Origin of the sequence: Exiguobacterium sp. OS-77 (assembly GCF_000414195.2) — a bacterium.
Taxonomy (GTDB): domain Bacteria; phylum Bacillota; class Bacilli; order Exiguobacteriales; family Exiguobacteriaceae; genus Exiguobacterium_A; species Exiguobacterium_A indicum.
In genome coordinates, this window is sequence record NZ_DF239008.1 from 955,772 (window position 1) to 977,143 (window position 21,372).

Sequence of the window (21,372 nt, forward strand, 5' to 3'; positions counted from 1 at the left end):
TAGTTTATAAATTGATTGGAATCTTTTTTATAATGGTTATAATGTAGGATAGAGAACGAAAAGATAGATCGGAACGAAATCTTTGGACGTAAGGGGTAGAGCGCATGCATATCGTAGTGGTCGGCTTGAATAACAAAACAGCGCCTGTATCAATACGCGAACAAGTCTCATTTGGGGAGCATGAGATGAAGGGAGCGGTCGTCGCATTGCGCGATGAAAAAAGTATTTTTGAAAGTGTCATCGTCTCGACATGTAATCGGACGGAACTGTACGTCGTGACGGATCAGCCACATACAGGACGATATTATACGAAACGTTTCCTTGCAAACTGGTTCGGTTTGACGATGGAGGAACTCGAGCCGTATCTCTTCATTCATGAAGGGTTTGATGCGATGAAGCATCTGTTCCGCGTGACAAGTGGACTTGATTCGATGATTGTCGGTGAAACGCAGATCCTTGGTCAAGTGAAGACAAGCTTCTTCATGGCGCAGAAGCTTGAAACGACAGGAACGGTCTTCAATAAACTCTTCAAAGAAGCGGTCACGCTCGCCAAACGGGCTCACGCAGAAACTGGAATCGGTGAAAATGCCGTTTCTGTCAGTGCTGCTGCTGTCACGCTTGCCGAACAGTTACTTGGATCGCTTGAAGATAAATCAATCGTCGTCATCGGTGCGGGAGAAACCGGCGAATTGACGACGCTCAACCTATATGAAGCAGGGGCACGCGATATCACGGTCTTTAACCGGACGTTAGCTAAAGCAGAAGAGGTCGCGAATCGGTTCGAAGGATCGGCACATTCGATTAACGAGATGCAGTGCGGTTTGCTTCGGGCAGACATCGTCATCTCTTCAACAGGTGCCAAACGTGCCATCATCAAACGGGAAGACATCGCGGCAGCACAGCTGTTCCGGCACGATCGTCCATTCCTCTTGATCGATATCGCCGTACCAAGGGACATTGAACCGACCGTCGGTGATTTACCGGGTGTTCATTTGTACGATGTCGATGATTTGACATCGATTGTCCAACAAAACATGGCGGAACGGATGAAGGAAGCGGCGAAAATCGAACAACGGATCGAAGCAGCAATCGCTGAGTTCGAAGGTTGGATGACGACACTCGGTGTCGTACCGATCATCACGGAATTACGAGACCAGGCATTGCGGATTCAACAAGAAACGATGCAAAGCTTGGAACGGAAATTACCGGATATGTCAAAACGCGAAAAAACCGTCATTGGCAAACACATGAAATCAATCATCAACCAGTTGTTGCGTGAGCCGTTGTCTTATATTAAAGATGCGGCAGCGAAGCCAGATGCCGATGAGCGGATTGCGCAGTTCATGGATACGTTTGCATTAAACGAAGACTTGTTCGAAGGGCTCGAAGATGATGTCATGACATCAGAAGAGACGACACCTTCTGCAAAAGCTGTGAACCGGTGAACAAAGCACGATTTGTGTTACAATAGAAAATGCATGGGGCGGACTTGTGCCGCCCCTTTATCATTGTACAGGGGGATTTTAGCATGCGAAAAATCATTGTTGGATCGCGAAGCTCGAAGCTAGCGATGACACAGACGAAATGGGTCATTGACCAGTTGAAACAAGCCGGCGCGCCGTATGAGTTCGAAATCAAGAACATCATCACAAAAGGGGACCGCATTTTGGATGTGACGCTCTCGAAAGTCGGCGGTAAAGGATTATTCGTAAAAGAGATCGAGCAACAGATGATTGACGAAGAAATCGATTTTGCCGTTCACAGCATGAAGGATCTACCTTCTGAATTACCGGATGGTCTCATCATCGGTGCCACACCAGCACGTGTCGATGCGCGTGATGCCTTGATCACGAAAACAGGCGAAGGTCTTGCTTCCTTGCCAGAAGGTGCAGTTGTCGGCACGAGTAGCTTACGTCGTGGGTCGCAATTGCTAAAACTCCGCCCTGATTTAAAAATCGAATCGATTCGCGGAAACATCGACACACGACTCGATAAATTAAAGAATGGTCCGTTTGACGGAATTTTGCTCGCAGCAGCTGGTCTACAACGGATGGGTTGGTCTGAAGACGTCGTCTCGGAATATCTCTCGACAGATGACATGATTCCAGCCGTCGGTCAAGGAATCCTCGGTATCGAATGTCGCGAACATGATCAAGAAGTACGTGACCTTCTGCACCTGATCCATGATCAGATGACGGAAAAAGTAGCTTACGCAGAGCGCGCGTTCTTAGCGGCGATCGAAGGTAGCTGTCACGTTCCGGTCGGTGGATTCGCAACGATCAACGAAGACATGTCAACGACACTTGTCGGATTCATTGGATCCGTCGATGGTGAGCAAATCCTACTCGAGCGCGAATCAGGTCTTGACCCGATGCAACTCGGTCAAGATGTTGCAGAACGTCTGCTTGCTTCGGGCGGTCGTGAGATTCTCGCGACACTTCCGGATGACTTGTAAGCAGGTACTCTTCACGGGCAGCCGACCACCGACGACCGAGCAGATGGCGCGACTGCGCGCCGTCGCGATCGAGTCAGTGCACTATCCTGTCATTGAAACGCGACCGGTTTCGTTTACATTGCCTAAGGGAATGGATTGGCTAATCGTGACGAGTCCGAATGGTGTCCACCGGATTGCTGATGCGTTGCCTGAATTAACAGCAACACGTATCGCGGTCGTTGGACGAAAGACGGCAGACGCACTTGCGAAGTACGGTCGAACGGCCGACTTCTGTCCGTCGACCTTTACAGGAGACGCACTCGTCGCAGAACTCGGACCACACTTGTCTGACGGCGATCATATCGTTTTTGCGCGTGGGAATCGGTCGCGTCAAGCACCAGTCGATCAGTTACGGAAACTGAATCGATTCACAATTGAAGATATCATCACCTATGAAACCGTCACCCGTCGACTACCTGAAGCACTTGTCAGAACTGCCACCTATATTGGACTGCAGAGTCCTTCCGCTGTCGAAGCGATTGCGCCGTTAGCCCCACAGACGATATTCATCGTCATCGGGACGGTCACGGAGCAAGCAGCAAAAGCAGCCGGACTTCAACCGATCCATGTCGCCCGTGAATTCACGGTGGACGGCATGATTGATCGTATCATTGAGGAGGAATCAGCATGAACACATTAGAATACGCACGTCACCGTCGTTTACGTCATACCGCATCACTCCGGTCACTCGTCCGCGAGAATCAGTTGCATAAATCAGATTTGATTTATCCGATTTTTGTCGCTGAAGGCGAAGACATTAAACGCGAAGTCAGTTCGATGCCTGGCGTCTTCAACTTATCACTCGATCATCTGACGGCTGAGATTGAAGAAGTCGTCGCACTCGGAATCGAATCTGTCATTTTATTCGGTGTCCCGCACGACCACTTGAAAGACGAGCAAGGATCAGGTGCGTTTCACGATCACGGGATCGTTCAAGAAGCGACACGTCTCGTCAAGAAGGTTGCCCCGCAGCTAACGGTCATCGCCGACACATGCTTATGTGAATATACGTCGACAGGTCATTGTGGAATCGTCGCCGACGGTACGGTCGATAATGATGCGTCATTACCGCTTCACGTCAAGACAGCAATCTCACAAGCCCGAGCAGGTGCCGACGTCATCGCGCCATCATCGATGATGGACGGATTCGTCGCAGCGATTCGTCAAGGATTAGACGAGAACGGCTTCAGCCACATTCCGGTCATGAGCTACGGTGTTAAATATGCGTCTGCTTATTACGGTCCATTCCGTGATGCAGCGAACTCGGCACCGGGAGAAGGCGACCGGAAAGGTTATCAAATGGACCCGGCAAACCGTCGCGAAGCGTTCCGCGAAGCAACAGCGGACGTCGATCAAGGAGCTGACTTCATGATCGTTAAACCTGCACTTGCGTTCATGGATATCATTCGCGATGTGCGCGAGCGAATCGATCTACCAATTGTCGCATATAACGTATCGGGTGAGTATGCAATGGTCAAAGCCGCTGCCTTGAACGGCTGGATCGATGAAGAACGAATCGTCCTTGAGACGATGCTTGGCTTTAAACGAGCAGGCGCTGATTTAATCATCACCTATTTCGCAAAAGACATTTGTCGTTACCTGGAGGGGTCGAAATGAGCTTAATTAACCAGAACTCAAAATCAAAAGAAGCATTCGAGCGGGCACTCCCGCTCATGCCGGGTGGTGTCAACAGTCCGGTCCGTGCTTATAAATCGGTCGGGATGACACCGATTTTCGCAGATCATGCGAAAGGATCGAAGCTCTATGATATCGACGGAAAAGAATATATCGATTATGTCTTGTCATGGGGACCAATGATTCTCGGTCATGCCGATCCAATCGTCACGTCAGCAATTCAAGAACAAGCAACGCGTGGCTGGAGCTACGGGACACCAACGGAAATCGAATCAGCGATGGCGGAAGTCGTCATCAGTCGTGTGCCGTCGGTCGAAGTCGTCCGGATGGTCAACTCAGGGACTGAAGCGACGATGGCTGCCCTTCGTCTCGCACGTGGCTACACAGGTCGGACGAAAATCTTGAAGTTCGAAGGCTGTTACCATGGTCACGGTGACTCGCTCTTGATCAAAGCAGGTTCAGGTGTCGCGACACTCGGATTACCAGATTCACCAGGCGTTCCGGCGCAAATCGCGAGCATGACGCTGACAGTTCCGTACAATGATTTGGACGCTGTCCGGATCGCGTTCGAAAAACATGGCGACGATATCGCCGGTGTCATCGTCGAACCGGCTGCTGGGAACATGGGCTTCGTGCCACCAGAACCAGGATTCCTCGAAGGCTTACGGGAAATCACGTCAGAAAACGGCGCTTTACTGATCTTTGACGAAGTCATGACCGGTTTCCGTGTCGGATTCCACTGTGCCCAAGGACATTTCGGTGTCACACCGGATATCACGTGTCTCGGTAAAGTCATCGGCGGCGGAATGCCAGTTGGTGCTTACGGTGGACGTCGTGACATCATGGAGCAGATCGCACCACAAGGTCCAATCTATCAAGCAGGTACGTTATCCGGGAACCCACTCGCGATGGCAGCAGGTCTAGCGACATTGACACAATTGAAACCAGAACACTATGCAGAGTTCGACCGGAAAGCGAGCTGTTTGTCAGAAGGCTACCTGAACGCTGCGGCGAAGTATAACATTCCGTTGACGACGAACCGTGCAGGCGCGATGTTCGGTGTCTTCTTCACGGATGAGCGCGTCACGAACTTCGAAAAAGCGAAAACATCGAATCTTGAGATGTTCCGTTCGTATTATCAAAAGATGGCGGCGCGTGGTGTCTTCTTACCACCGTCACAATTCGAAGGTCTCTTCCTGTCAATCGCCCACACGGACGAAGACATCGAGCGGACGATCGAAGCCGTCGAATTGACGTTCCAAGAACTCCAAGTTGAATTTGGTCGTTAAGCAGTTCTTGACGATTGCTTGAACTCTCGGCTAAAATAAGTAAAGAAGAAAATGGCAACAGCGATGACGGGAAGAGTAGTCCTGTATTCGTACCGGTGTAGAGAACACATCCTTGGCTGAAAGATGTGACGGGCGAACAGGAGGAAGGTCACCCCACGAGCTGGTATCGTGAGTCTTACGAGCGATATCCGTCCTCCACACGTTACGTGGCTCGAGGGCATCCGATTGTGGATGAACTAAGGTGGTACCGCGGAAAAAAGCAACGGCTTTCTTTCGTCCTTAGCATAGGACGAGAGAAGCCGTTTTTATTATGGACAAAAAGGGAGCGATCAGGATGCAGGAATTATCAATGCCAACGAAGTATGATCCGCAGGCAACGGAAGAAAAATGGTACGACTTTTGGGTGAAAGGTGACTATTTCAAAGCCGATCAGGATCCAGAAAAAGAGCCGTACACGATCGTCATTCCACCACCGAACGTCACAGGTAAATTGCACCTTGGTCACGCGTGGGACACAACGTTACAAGACATGCTGACACGGATGAAGCGGATGCAAGGATTCGACGTTCTTTACCTACCAGGAATGGACCATGCCGGTATCGCGACGCAAGCAAAAGTCGAACAAAAACTGCGGGCAGAAGGACAATCACGTCTTGAAATGGGTCGCGAGAAATTCCTCGAGCAATCATGGGCATGGAAAGAAGAGTACGCGTCAACGATCCGTGCACAATGGGCAAAACTTGGTCTCGGACTCGATTATTCGCGTGAACGCTTCACGCTTGACGAAGGATTGTCAGAAGCGGTTCAAGAAGTCTTCGTGAAACTTTACGAAAAAGGCTTAATCTACCGCGGCGAATACATCGTTAACTGGGACCCAGCGACGAAAACAGCGATCTCGGATATCGAAGTCATCTACAAGGATATCGAAGGTGCGTTCTATCACTTCAGCTATCCACTAACGGACGGTTCAGGTCACGTTGAACTAGCGACGACACGTCCTGAGACGATGCTCGGTGATACAGCGATCGCCGTGAACCCGAAGGATGAGCGTTATGCTCACCTCGTCGGAAAAACAATCACGTTACCAATCGTTGGTCGCGAGATTCCGATTGTTGCCGATGACTATGTCGACATGGAGTTCGGTACAGGTGTCGTTAAGATCACACCAGCGCACGACCCGAACGACTTCGAAGTCGGTAACCGTCACGAGTTACCACGTGTCCTCGTCATGAATGAAGATGGAACGATGAACGAGAACGCAGGGAAATACGAAGGTATGGATCGCTTCGAATGCCGGAAACAAATCGTTGAAGATTTAAAAGCAGAAGGTGTTCTAATCAAAATCGAACCACACTTGCACTCTGTCGGTCACTCGGAGCGTTCAGACGCGATCGTTGAGCCGTATCTTTCACTCCAATGGTTCGTCAAAATGGAACCACTCGCGCAAAAAGCACTCGAGGAACAACAAGGACCAGACAAGGTCAACTTCGTTCCACAACGCTTTGAGAACACGTATGTGCGCTGGATGGAAAACATCCGTGACTGGTGTGTCAGCCGTCAACTCTGGTGGGGACACCGGATTCCGGCTTGGTACCATAAAGAAACAGGCGAAGTCTACGTTGGTAAGGAAGCACCAGCCGATATCGAGAACTGGGAGCAAGACAACGATGTTCTTGATACGTGGTTCTCTTCAGCGCTTTGGCCGTTCTCAACGATGGGATGGCCGAACACGGACGCAGCGGATTATCAAAAATACTTCCCGACATCGACACTCGTTACGGGTTATGACATCATCGCTTTCTGGGTATCACGGATGATCTTCCAATCGTATGAATTTACAGGACAACGTCCATTCCAAGACGTCTTGATCCACGGATTGATTCGTGATTCGGAAGGACGCAAGATGTCGAAATCACTCGGGAACGGAATCGACCCGATGGATGTCATCGAGAAGTATGGTGCCGATTCTCTTCGTTGGTTCTTAACGACAGGATCAACACCAGGCAACGACCTCCGCTTCTACTGGGAAAAGATCGAAGCGACATGGAATTTCTCGAACAAATTGTGGAACGCAAGCCGTTTTGCCTTAATGAACATGGATGGTCTAACGTTTGATCAGATCGATTTGACAGGCGAGAAGTCACTCGCAGATAAATGGATCCTGACACGCCTACAGACGACGATTGACGACGTAACGCGTTTATCTGACAAATACGAGTTTGGTGAAGCGGGACGTATTCTCTATCACTTCATTTGGGAAGACTTCTGTAACTGGTACATCGAGATGGCGAAGTTACCGCTCAACGGGGAAGATGAAGCAGCAAAACAGACGACGCGTTCGGTTCTTGCCTATACGCTCGATCGGATCATGCGTCTGATGCACCCGTTCATGCCGTTCATCACGGAAGAGATCTGGCAACACTTACCGCATGAAGGCGAGACGATTACACGTGCTGCATGGCCAACACGTGAAGCGTCACTCGACTTCCCGGAAGCCGTTCCAGCATTCGAAGCGGTTCAGAACGTCATCCGTTCGGTTCGTAACATCCGCGCGGAAGTGAACGCACCGATGTCGAAACAGATCCAACTGTTCATCTCGACGAATGACGCACGTGTTCAAGACGACCTGTCGTCAAACAGCTCGTACTTGCAAAAGTTTACGAACGCATCTGAACTTCGAATCGAAGAACAGATGCCAGCACCAGAAAAAGCAATGAGTGCGATCGTAACGGGAGCAGAATTGTTCATCCCACTCGCGGACTTGATCAACATCGAGGAAGAAATCGCGCGCTTGAATAAAGAACTCGTCAAGTATACGAAAGAAGTCGAACGGGTCGAGAAAAAACTCAACAACCCTGGCTTCGTTGGCAAAGCACCGGCACATGTTATTGATGAAGAAAAGGCGAAGGCACTTGATTATACGGAAAAACGTCAAGCTGTCGAAGCACGCATCAACGAACTCTCACACTAATTACAGCAGTGGCTCAAGTTTCCTTGAGCCACTTTTTTTAAAGGAGCGAACAACATGAGGACGCGAGAAGATGTATTGGATTGGTTATCGAGCTTACTAGCATTTGGCGTCAAACCAGGTCTTGAACGGATGCAGGCGATGTTACTGGAATTACAGATTGACCCGGACGCGATTCCGACGATTCATGTCGCTGGCACGAACGGGAAAGGATCGACGGTTGCGTTCTTACGTGAGATGGGAATTGCGGAAGGATTACGCATCGGGACGTTCACGTCGCCGTATATCATTCAGTTCGAGGAACGGATCATGTTGAACGGGGTACCGATCGCAGAAGATGATCTCGTCGCTGCTGCGATCGCCGTTCAAGCTGCCATCCAGCACATCGATCCGGCACTCGGTACGGTCACTGAGTTCGAGGCATTAACAGGACTTGCCTTCTATTATTTTGATCAGATTCGTCCCGATTTCGTCATTTATGAAGTCGGACTCGGTGGATTGTATGATTCGACGAACGTCTTCAAGAAGCCGGTCGCAGCGATCATCACGTCAATCGGGCACGATCATCAAGCGATTCTCGGAGATACGCTCCAAGAGATTGCTTTACAGAAGTTCGGGATCATCAAACAAGGGACACCGGTCATTGCCGGAAAACTGCAGGAAGAGCTGACGGTACCTTTAATGGCGTATTGCGGTGACCGAAATGCGACGTTGAAATGGAGTCAGGAAGCAATCATCCGTTACCGTCTGAAAGAGACAGGTACCTGGGCGACATATGATGGGATTCCGGAGACACGTCTTGGTCTAGAAGGTCACCATCAAGTCCATAATGCGGCGAATGCCGTCGTCTGTGCGCGGCGACTCGGGTGGTCGAAAGCGGCGATCCGAAAAGGACTACGGGAAGCAAAACATCCGGGACGGTTTGAGATCATCTCACGCAAACCACGAATCATTCTCGATGGTGCCCATAACCCGGAAGGCATCACGGCACTTGTGGAACGGTTAAAAGAGGAATCAAAACCGGTAACGTTACTTTGTTCGATTTTGCGTGACAAAGACCGGACGGCGATGCTAACGCAGTTACGTAGCATTACACCGGATATTTACGAGACGACATTTGATTTCCCGCGAGCGCGGACACTCGATGAGTTAAAACAAGACAGCGCCAATGTAACGACGATTGAAGCGTTCTTCGATCAATTAGAGATGGACCGGACATACGTCGTGACGGGATCACTCTATTTCATTAGTGAAGTGCGTCAAATGTACACAAACTCTTTTACAAAATAGGGAAAATGCGATTTCGCTCGTTATAATGAAATTGGGGAAGTATAGTCCCGGATTTCAACGAAATGATGAGGAGACGATGAGCGATGAGACAGTGGGTCCGTTTGTTAGTAGCAAGCTTACTGATTTTTTCAAGCTTTACGTATATACATGAACCGCATTCAAAAGCGGCAACAGGGGAAAAGTTCAAGATTTTAGAGATTCGTGATGACTGGTCGACGACGAACCGGATTGATCCGGGAACGACAATCACGTCGTTATCATTGTTAAAAGAGTTGAATACCAGTCAATACGAAATCAAGATGATGACGGTCAAAGAGTTGAATGCGTCTCGTTTCTCACTTGATGGTGCATTTGATGCGATCGTCTTTGATCCATCTATTTTTACAGGAACAGACCGTTATTCGATTACAGTATCTGATTCGAAATCCAAACAGCATAATACCAGTAACATCGAAAATGATATTACGAAGTTAAAAGCGAATGAAATTTTGAAGAATTACATTCAAAAAGGATTACCAGTCTTTTTACACGCTGATGTGTTAACACATGCAACGAGTAATTTCACTTCGATTTTTAAGCCAAGCATGACGTCTGGTGCTGCGATTGCCTATACGGATTCAAAACAGGTCGTCTCCCGATTACAATCCGAAAAAATTGAACGACCTCGTTTAAGCAAAGTAGCGGTTTCGCAGGCTGGTCAATCGTTAACATCGGTGGATAAAGCAGCACCGGCTTCACCAGATAAACCAATTGATTTTAATTTTACGCTTGATCAAACTACGGCTAATACACGCGTTCAATTGTATATTGATTTCAATAGTAATGACCAGTTTGAGGAATCCGAAAAGGTCGATGAAAAACCAGCGACGATTTCTGGCTCCTTGTCCTATCAATTTGATGCACCGAGTTATACAGGACCACGGAACTGGATGATTAAAGTCGTAAGTGAAGATGGACTTTCGGATTATAAGACCGGTAGCTTCTTAATGAAGGATCAAGTAGCCCAAGCGAAGATTTTACAAGTCACGCGTTCGGGATCAACCGGCTCCATTAATGGATTCATGTCGGGCACATTGTTGAAACAAGACGGATTATATGACTTTAATGTCGAAGTATTATCTGCAACAACATTCAACTCGGACTTTCAAAAGAAAAATTTAAATACAAATTATGACATGTTGATTTTCGGGTTTCAAGATTCATATGGTGCTGCTGCACTAAGCGATCCTGCATCGAATGCAATCCTTGATTTTACGAATACTGGTCAAGGATTGATGTTGACGCACGACACGATCTTCAGACCAGCTCAATCTAGTAAACCAGAGCTGTTCTGGGAAACGAAATTTGCCGATCTCGCTGGTCAAAAGAACTTTACGAATATGGGATACGGGGCGCAACGACCATCAGGACAGGCAGTCAAACAAAATGCCGGAGTCATGACTTCTTATCCATTTGCTTTGGCAGATACAGTAGCGATAGCAACGACCCACAATCAATACTTCGGCTTGGATCTTGAGCAACCGGACCTTATTCCGTGGTATAACATCCGTGAAAAAGATCTGAATACCTCGAACCAGGCTGCAGGTCGAACGATTGGGGACGCACGCAACCACTACTATATGTACACAAAAGGGAACGTTACGTATTCTGGAGCAGGACACACAACAAAATTTGATCAACAACAAGAAAAAGAATTGTTCTCGAATACGATGTATCGTGCTTTCATCGGTGCGAACCACAAGCCATTAATCAAGAATATCTTGCCAACGGACAAATCGAGCTATCTTGAGAATGAGCCGTTGACGATCTCGTATCAAGTCAACGACTATGATCTGCAAGACCGTGAGCTAAAGACACGGATCTATATTGATAATGAGAAAGTCTTTGAAAACAATAAGTTGAAGAATAACTCGTTCGTCAGTCAATCCTTCGAATCAAAATTAAAAGGTAAAACAAGTGTTACGATTCGAATCGAAGCAGAGGATCAGCGGGGAGCTAAGGCAATCGAGACACGGACCGTTCAAGTTGTTCGACCTGCTGTTTCTGCTCCTTTCGTATTATCTCGTTCTATTGATCCGGCTACTATTCCTAATGGTGAGACGGCTGAAATTTCATATACCATTAAAACAACACCTATGAAGCAACAAGAAGCTATTGGGGAGAATGGCTATATCAAAGGGAAATTTTCTGTGACGATGGAAAATATACTGTTCAATGAAAAATTACCGAGTAATTTAGAAGTGGTTTCAACTAGTGGGTTAAAGGATGCTATTATTTCTGGACAGTCTATAAAAGGCTACGCACCAAACATTGAATACGATGAAGCACTTGACGGCATTTACCAAGGGCAGTGGGTAGCTAAACAATCAGAAATAACATTTAAAGTAAAAGTAAAAGCTAAAGAATCTGTGGGCATTTACACGCTCGATAAAAAAGATAATGTGCTAACATCAACTAAAAATGTCTATAAAAATGAAACAAATCGTTCAGATAAACTAACGACAGTAAATAATGATCCACAAGCATTTCCGACACTTGGCTACGCATTGACACCGGCATTTGCGACAAGTGCGAAGATTCCATCCGTCAAGATGGATATCACGACACCATCGTATAAAGTCTTGCCAGAAATTAATCCGACAGGTAGCCAATACGGAACGTTGAAATGGTCGATCGTCGATCCGACGATTGCCTCAATCGATGAAGCAGGAGTCATTAAACCGAAAAAAGTCGGTACGACACAAATCAAATTAGTCGTTCCTGTAGGTAATGGAAAAGAACTCACGACGACATCTGATCTCGTGATCAATGATGTATTTGGTGGACTGATTGTAAGAAACGTACCGGATACACTGTACGTTGGTGAAACGAAATCCATGACGGGACTCGCTTCGATGATTTCAGGAAACGAGACACCGATTCAATGGATCATCACGAATGATTCGCATGTCAAAACGAATGGTTTATCGAAAAACACATTAGATTTGACCGGGAAAACACCTGGAACGATCACAGTTAAAGCTGTCGTTCCGGCAGAAGCAGGAAGTTCGACATACCTTGCCCAGTCTACGACCTATACAATTCAAGTGAAGCTACCGGAACTTTCGGTCGCCCCAAGTAATCTTGAACTCTGGGTCGGATCAACACAAGATGTGACGGCAACATTCAAACCGAATTACCCGTTACCATTTACGACGTCTACGTTGAGTAGTGCGATTGAACTGATACCAACAGCGAACGGTTATACGATTACAGGTAAGACCGGTACTCCAAATGGAGCTGTCGAAGCATTACTCACGTTGACGGATTTCCCAGATACGGTAGCAAAGACACTCGTTCGAGTCCGTGAGAACCCGACCAGCGTAACAGCTGATGATTTAATCATGACGATGAAGGATGAAAACAAACGACCACTCTTAGGGTGGTTCCCGGAAACGACGACTGAACGATTTTACCGGATGGAAGTGACGCAAGGGAAAGAGTACGTCAAAATCGATCCGACGGGCCAAGCGTTGCAACCGTTACGTCCTGGTGTGGCTCGCATTAAAGTCACTGTGCTAAAAGAAAATAAAGATGTGTTGGAAGTCTTGAAAAATGATAAGAAAACACCTTTGAGTACAACATTCAAGGTGACGATTGGTTCAGATTCAGGATCAACCGACTTGGATGGAGATGTATATTAAAAAGTGGGGAAGTTGGATATGAAACGAAAACGCATCGTTGTCATCCTTTTGATCGTGATTTTGACTGGAGTCGGAGTTACAAGTTACGTCATTCAATCGAATCGAAAAACTGAACTAGAACAGGCGTTACGTTCAGAAAAGCCTATGGAATTAGCATCCGCGTTAAAAAGTTCAGACATGTCTACATCGGAAAAAAATCGTTATATTGGTCGTTTTCAAGAGACGCTTGCATTTGAAAAGGCTGAATTGCTATTAGATTCTAAGACATCTCAAAATCAAATGAATTGGTTTTATGCGGCGCAGTTTGCTCCTCGGGATACAGTGGCTACTTGGCTAAAAAAGGGAGCAAAAGTGAATCAGTTAAATCAGAAGAAACAATCTGTTCTTCATGTGGCAACAAGTGTGAATCGTTCCAGTGATGCGTATGCTTTACTCGTCAAGCGCGCAACGTCTAAAGATTTAAATCGAATCGATGCGTACGGTCATACCCCTTTGTTTTATGCCACACTTGATCAAAATGAGACAGTCATCGAGTTACTTTTAGGGGCTGGTGCCAATCCGAACTTAGGAAAAGAACGTCCGATCTATGAGACAGTCAAACAAAATCGAAAAGATTTATTTGAATTGTTGAAACAGCACAAGGCAAAGGTAGAAACGAAACAAGTAAAGAAGATTGCAAAAATGTATCGTGCTACGACATTCTAAGCAATAACGAAGAGCCCCTCATCGAGTTGATGAGGGGCTCTTCTGATTACTGTTGAATACGTTTTGGTGTTTCGACATACATTTGGACAGAACGATTTAAAGGTAATAAGGAAGTTGGATTTTTCAAAACGGTTGCATCATAGGCCATGCGTAATCGAGAAGCCTCAGCATCCGCAGATTTATTGGCAATCATGAGTCGTTCTAAATCCCTCACATTGGCAGGGAACTGATTCTCTGCTAAATCGAGTTTTCCACGATAGGCGTTTACTTCTAGTTTCCCTTTTGTAAAGATTCCACCACGTACGTTCATCGTCGACCCGACAGAGTAGATCGTATTGATTTGATCGTCATCGCTGTAAAGGAACGCATTTAGGTCGGGCGTAGCTGTTCGGGGTGTTGAAAATTTATTCACCCGATTGATGACGAGTGTTCCTTTACTGAGTAGGATTAACGTGTTTTGTTTCGTTGAGGAAGTGAGACCTTGAATATTCGCATCATCGAGACGACTTGTACCTGTCGTATAAATCGTTGTCGCAAAACCAACATTCCCTCGAACGAGAAGGTTACCTAGGACGACAAGCGGCCGTTTGATTTCCAACGGCTGATCAACGGAATTCAGTGAAGAAATTGTCAGATTCCCATTGATGATCAAAGGCTCGAGCGTCTCTTGTACTAAATCATCCGTCAACGTGATCGTGTTATTTGTGTTCGGTGCGGGGCTAATCATCTGTCGTTTCGTATCAAGTGCCGTCAGAAACGGACCTGTTAAGACTGATTGTGGAATAGCCGAGTCCTTTAAGGAGGTAGTGATTTGTGTAATCGGTGTATTCACCGGCAGCTTCAAAAAGTCATTCAAAGCGTAGTTGAAGTCGAATGGCACAAGCGCTTCTTTCGTTGAGACGAGGTCCGTTGATCCTTTTGGATCAAAAATACTACGGTCACAAGATAAATAATCTTCACATTGCAGCAAAGGTAGATTTTTTTCTTGGAACACCCGAATTTGACCAGCGACATAGGGAAGTGCTTGTGTATTTGTGAACGTCCCATTTTCATTATTGTATTTAAAATAAGGAGTAGCGGTTGCTTTTAAAGGATTTCGCGAGAAGATATTACCTTCGATGAAAGGTGCACCTTTGATAATGACTTGGTTATCCGAACCAAGCGTATAGTACAAGAAGCTTGGAATAGCAGACAGATACACGCGTTGGCGATATGTCTTGCGAATCGCAGGCTGATCGCCCTTTTGTTTCTCGACTGTTGCGGTTAAATCTAATGCTTTAACTCGGATATTCGAGGCGGTCTCGTTTACTTCGACCGAGACACTCGGGACGATGGATTTTAAAGGTAAGATGATTGAGCTATTCAAATTACTGAATAGTGCTTGTGAAGATGTCGTAGGTGAAGTGCCCGTCGTCTTGACGACGATTTGCTGTAATGCAGCAACGGCTTGATCCAAATCATTTTGAGTGGATGTCTCGACATCGATATCCGTTTCACGGATTTCAGTTAATCGTGTGGACTGTAGACTGATACCAATCGTGGCTATGGCAAGAACGGAAAGTACCGTTAGCGTGACGAGTACGAATAATAAGGTGTAGCCTTGTTCAGATTTACGCATGATTAGTTCCTTTCTGAATTAAAATCCAATCGTACTCGTGAAGGTCTGTACTTCTTCTTGATCAGTTGACTGGATTCGAGTCGTGATGGTCAAAATACCATGGATGACATAACGACCAGGATATGTACTTCCGGTGATCGTTTGATATTCAGGACTAGATAATGTGAAGGTTTGAAAAAGTTCGGATTGCTCATCGATTGATTGTGGCTCTGACGTATAGACGAGTTTATCGCCTTGTTGCTGTTCGGTCAGGAATGTATATGTAACAGGCTTCACGGTAGATGCGGATGCTGAAGCTTCTTCTGTTGCATTGAACGGTTGAAATCCACTAGCTCGTTCAAGTAATCCCGTCTCATTGTTTAGCGTAGGCAACGTTCTTTTATAAAAAGAGAGTGTTTTAGATTCATCGATGCGAATCGCATCAAAGCCACTGACCTCATTTAAAATGATACCGATCCGACTATCCGCTTCACTACGTAATTCACTAATGATACCAGTTGCTCGAAAACTTTTCGTTCCGGAAATGAATACCGTCAAGATGACAGCACTGAAAATAGAAGCAACGACGATCGAGACAAGTAGTTCGACGAGTGTGAATCCTTCACTTTGTTGTTGGAAAACTTTGGTTGAGCGTCGCATTCGTAATCGATCCTTTCAAAGTCGTAATCGGTTCAGTCGTTCCTTCTACATACACGTATACATAAAGATCGAGTAGATTCGGATTCACTTCACCTTCCATTTTATGAGGTGTCACACTGTACTTCACATCAAATGAAATATTGTTGATTTCAGGATCAGTAAAAATTGACGTACAAATAGCCGATACACCACAAGAAGGAGTGGCGGGTTCTGGAATCACATAATTTCCATTCAGATAAACGGCCTTCAGTGCTTCTTGAGATAATGAAACGAAAGAAAAGGCTTCATTCGTTGTCGCTTCAATCGCTTCTCGCTTTATGTAAGAAGTAGCATTTTTAGCTAAATAGTTCGCAAACGTCAATTCCGTGCTAGTGCGTGATGCTGAAAGAGATTGCGAAAAGATACTGATCAATGAGACAGAGATAATCGACAGAATCGTAATACTGACAAGGACCTCGATTAATGAAAATCCATCTTGTTTGTGTTGCATATGCTCACCTCTTCATTTCTATCGGAAAAAACATCAATTGGATGAAGTTCAAAAACCTACAGACATTCACAGTTAGAGAAAAGAATTGTCAGGATAGACTTATGTTTCATCATGATATTCATTATAATGGAAATACTAGGCACCTGAAATGATTAATTCATACAGAAAGGAAACAGATGATGCTCAATACAAAGCGTTTTGCTGTACATACACTTTTACTCGTCTTACTCGTGGTTTTGATTTATGTGCCATCTTTCGCCTTAATTTCCTTTACCGGAAAGGCGACTGAACAGACGACTTTTTCTGAAACGGCTAAAGTTGGATCTGTTCCTGTAAGCGGGATGAGTCGTAAAGAAGCTGAATCCGCAGTCCAAAAAGCGATTACGGAATGGTCCAAAAAAACACCGTTGACGACGGGTACAGGAGAAGAAACGTTACCGGTACCAACTGAATTGGTGACATTTGATTCTGAGGAATCTGTTAAAAAAGCGTCTCTGAAAACGGGAGGAGACTTAATTCTCTCAATCGATGACGAAATGCTACAAAGTTTTCTATCTACGCAACCTGTCAGCTATTCACAAGAACAAACGGAAGCGTTTAAAACATGGTTAACGAATACAAGCAAGACATTAGCTGAAGGGAATTTTGATCCTTCACAAACGTCAGAGTCGTCTGCTGAAGGTGAGGTCGTATCAAGTATCACGTTTTCAACACGTTCAGCAGCAGAAGAACAGATGATTACAGGCATGGCAAACGTCGAAATCAAGCCAGATCAATTAATGAATGTGAAAACGTATGGTATGGATCCAATCGCCGCTTCTTACGTTGGAAGTAAATTATACGAATTGTTCGCAAAAACACCATTTGAAATCGTGGAACGCATGCCACATGCGACACTCCCCGATGATATTACACTAGGTTACGATGTCAAAATTGACGAAAAAACAGATTTTGCTGTTCGCAATACGCAAGCATCAGTTTATCGCCTCGTCGCCACGCAAGAGGGAAGCGACGTGACGATTGAACTACGTGGAGCACCGATAAAAGAGGCAGTGACTGTCGTGTTGGAAGGAGAAAAGACAATTCCATTTAGAACCATTACTCGTTACTCAGCTACGCTTTCAGCCGGGACGACGAATGATACGCAAGCTGGCGAAGAAGGAAAATCGATTGAAGTCTACCGTGTAATGAAGACCACTAAAGGGGAACAGAAAAAACTTCTTTCCTTGGATTTTTATGCAGCGATTCCTGCTGTCATCACGAAAAGCAGTCAAGAAGAACAGGCTCCTGTCGTAGTTCCACCAACCGAAGAAACACCATCTGAAGAAATGGATTCAGAGACATCAACTGATCCGAATTCTGAAGATCCACAAACGGATGGAACAGTTGAAACGCCAGAGACACCTACTTCACCGGACAGCCCAGATTCACCAACGACACCAGATGAGAATAATCAAGGTGATCCCGCTTCGCCGGTAGAAGATGAGTCGACAGGAGAAGCTGTCGGCTAAACGAGGAGGGAAGAGTATGAATTGGACGACGATTGCAATTGAACTTGGAATCATCATCGGACTTGCGACAATCATTTGTGGATTGATGTTTGCGGTGACGATTCCATATGTGACCTCGATTCAGGCGAAGTCAGTATTATCCATCGCAGCGATTATCATGGTGACACTGATCTATTTTAGTGTTCAGTTGGATTGGATTAGTAATCCTTTTGTAGCGATCGGTATGGTATTACTGTGTGTCGTAACGGGAGGCGTTACGAGTCTGATTGATGAAAAGAAACAAAAGCGAACTGTAATGATTGAAGACGAATCATGGCATGCGGAAGGATGACGGACTAAATGGCGATGAAGCGAAAACGACTCGGTGAAATGTTAATCGAAGAGAGTTTAGTGACAGAGAGTCAAATCGATGAGGCACTTTCTGTAAAACGACCAACTGAAAAATTGGGTGACGCGTTACTCCGCCTCGGTCATTTGACGGAACAACAATTACTAGAAGCGCTCCATCATCAGTTAAAGATTCCGATCATTCAACTGTATAATTATCCGGTCGATGTCGCGGTGACGAAATTGATTTCAAAAGAGTTAGCACAGCGGCATACGTTAGTTCCGGTCTACCGTGAAGGAAATCGTTTATTTATTGCCATGGCGGATCCGATGGACTTGATTGCAATCGATGATTTACGGATGCAGACGGGTCTAGTGATTGACGTAGGTATTGCGACACGGGACGAAATCAGACGAACGATTTTGAAGTATTATGATATCGATTCATCGTTGCGCGATTTGTTGGAGTCAGATGATATGACGGAGATGGACCAGTCGCGCGACGTGGTGACACGTGAAGATGCGCCAATCATTCGTCTCGTTAATCAAATCTTAGAAAATGCGATTGCACAACGGGCATCCGATATTCATATGGATCCCCAGGAAACATCGATGACGATTCGAATTCGAATCGATGGAGAACTTCGAACGGAAAATAATTATCCGAAGCAGATTCAAAGCATTTTAACGACACGAATCAAGGTCATGAGTGAGCTTGATATTACAGAATCTCGGTTACCGCAAGATGGGCGAATCAAATATGTCTTTAATGGACTAGCTTACGACTTCCGTGTTTCTACACTACCTACCGTATACGGGGAAAAAGTCGTTATTCGAATTCTTGACAGTTCCAACTCAAATATTTCTATCTCTAAAATTGGTTTCAGCTCACGGAATGAATCACAGTTCCGAGAAATGTTAAAACGACCGAACGGTATTATTTTGATTACCGGGCCAACCGGTTCAGGGAAATCATCGACATTGTATGCAGCCTTAAATGAGTTGAATGACGAGTCGCGGAACATCATTACCGTCGAAGATCCGGTTGAGTACCAGGTCGATGGTATTAACCAGGTTCAAGTGAACTCAAAAATTGGTTTAACATTTGCGAGTGGTCTTCGATCGATTCTCCGTCAAGATCCGAACGTCGTCATGGTCGGTGAGATTCGCGATATCGAAACGGCAGAAATATCGATCCGTGCTTCTTTGACGGGACACTTAGTTCTATCCACGCTCCATACGAACTCAGCAGTCAGTTCGATTACGCGGTTGATTGATATGGGCGTTGAATCGTTCCTCGTTGCAGCTTCGCTTAGTGGGTTAATCGCACAACGACTCGTCCGCCGTGTTTGTCGGGACTGCGGAGAAGCCCACTCGTTATCAACGCGGGAACAGGAGCTGTTTGATCAAGAAGGAATCGAAGCGACGACTGTCATGCGAGGTCGTGGCTGCTCATCTTGTAATATGACTGGATATCGAGGTCGTGTCGCGATTCAGGAAGTCATCATGATTGACGAAGTCTTACGGCGCATGATCATGAACCAGTCGACGGAAAGTGACATCACAGCGTACGTTAAATCGCAAGGACAACGTTTCCTTCTAGCTGATGGTCTATCGAAAGTAGCTGATGGTATCACGACGACAGAAGAAATTTTACGGACGGTGATTTCAGAATGAATCAAACGATGGAACGTGCCCAAATCGAAGATATTCTTCGTTCCTCGAAGGAACGAGGGGCATCCGATGTTCATTTGACTGCCGGATCCCCTCCTGTGTTTCGGATCAATGGAACACTGACACCATATGGATCCGAGAAGATGAAACCAGTCATCATTGATGGGTTCGTTCGTTCGTTGATCACGGAAGACATGTATCAGCAACTGAAGCAGGATCGAGATATTGATTTTTCGTTTGGTGTGACAGGTGTAGCACGATATCGGGTCAATTGTTTTTATCAGCGAGGCGCATTATCGATGGCCTTTCGAACGATCCCGACAGAAGTGCCTTCGCTTGAACAGTTAGGACTTCCTCCAGTCATCAAACGATTTTTGACGAAGCCACATGGTCTCATCCTTGTCACGGGTCCAACAGGTTCCGGGAAGTCGACGACGCTTGCTGCGATGATCAACGAAATCAATCAGACGATGTATAAACGGATCATCACACTGGAAGACCCGATTGAATACTTACATAGTCATCGAAAGAGCTTAATTGATCAACGGGAGATTGGAATTGATGCGCCACGTTTTTCGACAGGATTGCGCTCAGCGCTTCGCCAAGATCCGGATGTGATTTTACTGGGAGAAATGCGCGACCTTGAGACGATTGCTACCGCGGTAACGGCTGCTGAAACCGGTCATCTTGTCTTTGCGACGGTGCACACGGCAACAGCAGCTTCAACGGTCAGTCGCATCATCGATGTATTTCCGTCGGAGCAACAAGATCAGATTCGGGCACAGCTAGCGAACGTCCTAGCGGGTGTCATCTCACAACGACTCATGCCACGATCGGACGGAACAGGACGTGTCGCTGCTTTAGAAATCATGGTTGATACACCAGCTGTCTCCAACTTGATTCGGACAGGTAAGGAATATCAGATTCAATCCGTCTTACAGACGGGTAAACAATATGGCATGCAAACGATGCAGATGGCCTTACAGGATTTGGTCAGTCGCGGTTTGATTCCGGCATCTGCTGCAACACCATACATATCGGGGTGAAGG

16 protein-coding genes and 1 other annotated feature are annotated in these 21,372 nt (G+C 46.2%); of the genes, 13 read left to right on the plus strand and 3 right to left on the minus strand.

Annotated elements, in window-relative coordinates; translation table 11 throughout:
* Positions 1 to 104: 104 nt before the first annotated feature.
* The 9 genes from hemA (at position 105) to EXG77_RS04665 (ending at position 14,064) form a co-directional block, all read left to right on the plus strand.
* Positions 105 to 1,445 (plus strand): glutamyl-tRNA reductase, encoded by a 1,341-nt coding sequence (hemA, locus tag EXG77_RS04625; RefSeq protein WP_035396598.1) that lies wholly within the window; start codon positions 105 to 107, stop codon positions 1,443 to 1,445.
* 83 nt (positions 1,446 to 1,528) lie between these two features.
* Positions 1,529 to 2,455: a hydroxymethylbilane synthase gene (gene hemC / locus EXG77_RS04630; RefSeq protein ID WP_023468972.1), complete on the plus strand. Its 927-nt coding sequence runs from the start codon at positions 1,529 to 1,531 to the stop codon at positions 2,453 to 2,455.
* A complete protein-coding gene (locus EXG77_RS04635; protein ID WP_035396604.1) occupies positions 2,445 to 3,125 on the plus strand; it encodes a uroporphyrinogen-III synthase in 681 nt (226 codons plus the stop codon). The genes hemC and EXG77_RS04635 overlap by 11 nt, the downstream gene beginning before the upstream one ends.
* On the plus strand, positions 3,122 to 4,111 hold the full coding sequence (gene hemB / locus EXG77_RS04640) for a porphobilinogen synthase (protein ID WP_023468970.1): 990 nt from the start codon (positions 3,122 to 3,124) through the stop codon (positions 4,109 to 4,111). Before EXG77_RS04635 ends, hemB begins: the two co-directional genes overlap by 4 nt.
* Complete coding sequence (gene hemL / locus EXG77_RS04645) at positions 4,108 to 5,418, plus strand: glutamate-1-semialdehyde 2,1-aminomutase (protein WP_035396606.1); 1,311 nt, start codon at positions 4,108 to 4,110, stop codon at positions 5,416 to 5,418. The genes hemB and hemL overlap by 4 nt, the downstream gene beginning before the upstream one ends.
* Positions 5,419 to 5,472: 54 nt before the next feature.
* Positions 5,473 to 5,702, plus strand: a binding site (T-box leader).
* A 50-nt stretch (positions 5,703 to 5,752) separates the two neighbouring features.
* Positions 5,753 to 8,389: a valine--tRNA ligase gene (locus EXG77_RS04650; protein ID WP_035396608.1), complete on the plus strand. Its 2,637-nt coding sequence runs from the start codon at positions 5,753 to 5,755 to the stop codon at positions 8,387 to 8,389.
* 54 nt (positions 8,390 to 8,443) lie between these two features.
* Positions 8,444 to 9,676: a folylpolyglutamate synthase/dihydrofolate synthase family protein gene (locus tag EXG77_RS04655; RefSeq protein ID WP_035396611.1), complete on the plus strand. Its 1,233-nt coding sequence runs from the start codon at positions 8,444 to 8,446 to the stop codon at positions 9,674 to 9,676.
* An 83-nt stretch (positions 9,677 to 9,759) separates the two neighbouring features.
* Entirely contained in the window at positions 9,760 to 13,359 is a 3,600-nt protein-coding gene (locus tag EXG77_RS04660) for a DUF5057 domain-containing protein (RefSeq protein ID WP_035396614.1), read from the plus strand.
* An 18-nt stretch (positions 13,360 to 13,377) separates the two neighbouring features.
* Complete coding sequence (locus tag EXG77_RS04665) at positions 13,378 to 14,064, plus strand: ankyrin repeat domain-containing protein (RefSeq protein WP_023468966.1); 687 nt, start codon at positions 13,378 to 13,380, stop codon at positions 14,062 to 14,064.
* Between the two features lie 46 nt (positions 14,065 to 14,110).
* Here the strand turns inward: EXG77_RS04665 and EXG77_RS04670 are convergent, their stop codons facing one another.
* The 3 genes from EXG77_RS04670 to EXG77_RS04680 are packed head-to-tail and all read right to left on the minus strand — an operon-like array spanning position 14,111 to position 16,811.
* Complete coding sequence (locus tag EXG77_RS04670; RefSeq protein WP_035396616.1) at positions 14,111 to 15,682, minus strand: type II secretion system protein; 1,572 nt, start codon at positions 15,680 to 15,682, stop codon at positions 14,111 to 14,113.
* Between the two features lie 18 nt (positions 15,683 to 15,700).
* A complete protein-coding gene (locus EXG77_RS04675) occupies positions 15,701 to 16,321 on the minus strand; it encodes a PilW family protein (protein ID WP_023468964.1) in 621 nt (206 codons plus the stop codon).
* Positions 16,284 to 16,811 (minus strand): prepilin-type N-terminal cleavage/methylation domain-containing protein, encoded by a 528-nt coding sequence (locus EXG77_RS04680; protein WP_023468963.1) that lies wholly within the window; start codon positions 16,809 to 16,811, stop codon positions 16,284 to 16,286. The genes EXG77_RS04675 and EXG77_RS04680 overlap by 38 nt, the downstream gene beginning before the upstream one ends.
* A gap of 176 nt (positions 16,812 to 16,987) precedes the next feature.
* Between EXG77_RS04680 and EXG77_RS04685 the strand changes: the two genes are divergently transcribed.
* Genes EXG77_RS04685 through EXG77_RS04700 form a run of 4 tightly spaced genes read left to right on the plus strand, consistent with a single transcriptional unit; the run spans position 16,988 to position 21,369 of the window.
* A complete protein-coding gene (locus tag EXG77_RS04685; protein ID WP_035396618.1) occupies positions 16,988 to 18,322 on the plus strand; it encodes a G5 domain-containing protein in 1,335 nt (444 codons plus the stop codon).
* A 16-nt stretch (positions 18,323 to 18,338) separates the two neighbouring features.
* Complete coding sequence (locus EXG77_RS04690; RefSeq protein WP_023468961.1) at positions 18,339 to 18,653, plus strand: hypothetical protein; 315 nt, start codon at positions 18,339 to 18,341, stop codon at positions 18,651 to 18,653.
* Between the two features lie 8 nt (positions 18,654 to 18,661).
* Complete coding sequence (locus EXG77_RS04695) at positions 18,662 to 20,326, plus strand: GspE/PulE family protein (RefSeq protein ID WP_035396624.1); 1,665 nt, start codon at positions 18,662 to 18,664, stop codon at positions 20,324 to 20,326.
* Positions 20,323 to 21,369, plus strand: coding sequence for a type IV pilus twitching motility protein PilT (locus tag EXG77_RS04700; RefSeq protein WP_023468959.1), 1,047 nt, complete (start codon positions 20,323 to 20,325; stop codon positions 21,367 to 21,369). The genes EXG77_RS04695 and EXG77_RS04700 overlap by 4 nt, the downstream gene beginning before the upstream one ends.
* Positions 21,370 to 21,372: the final 3 nt, after the last annotated feature.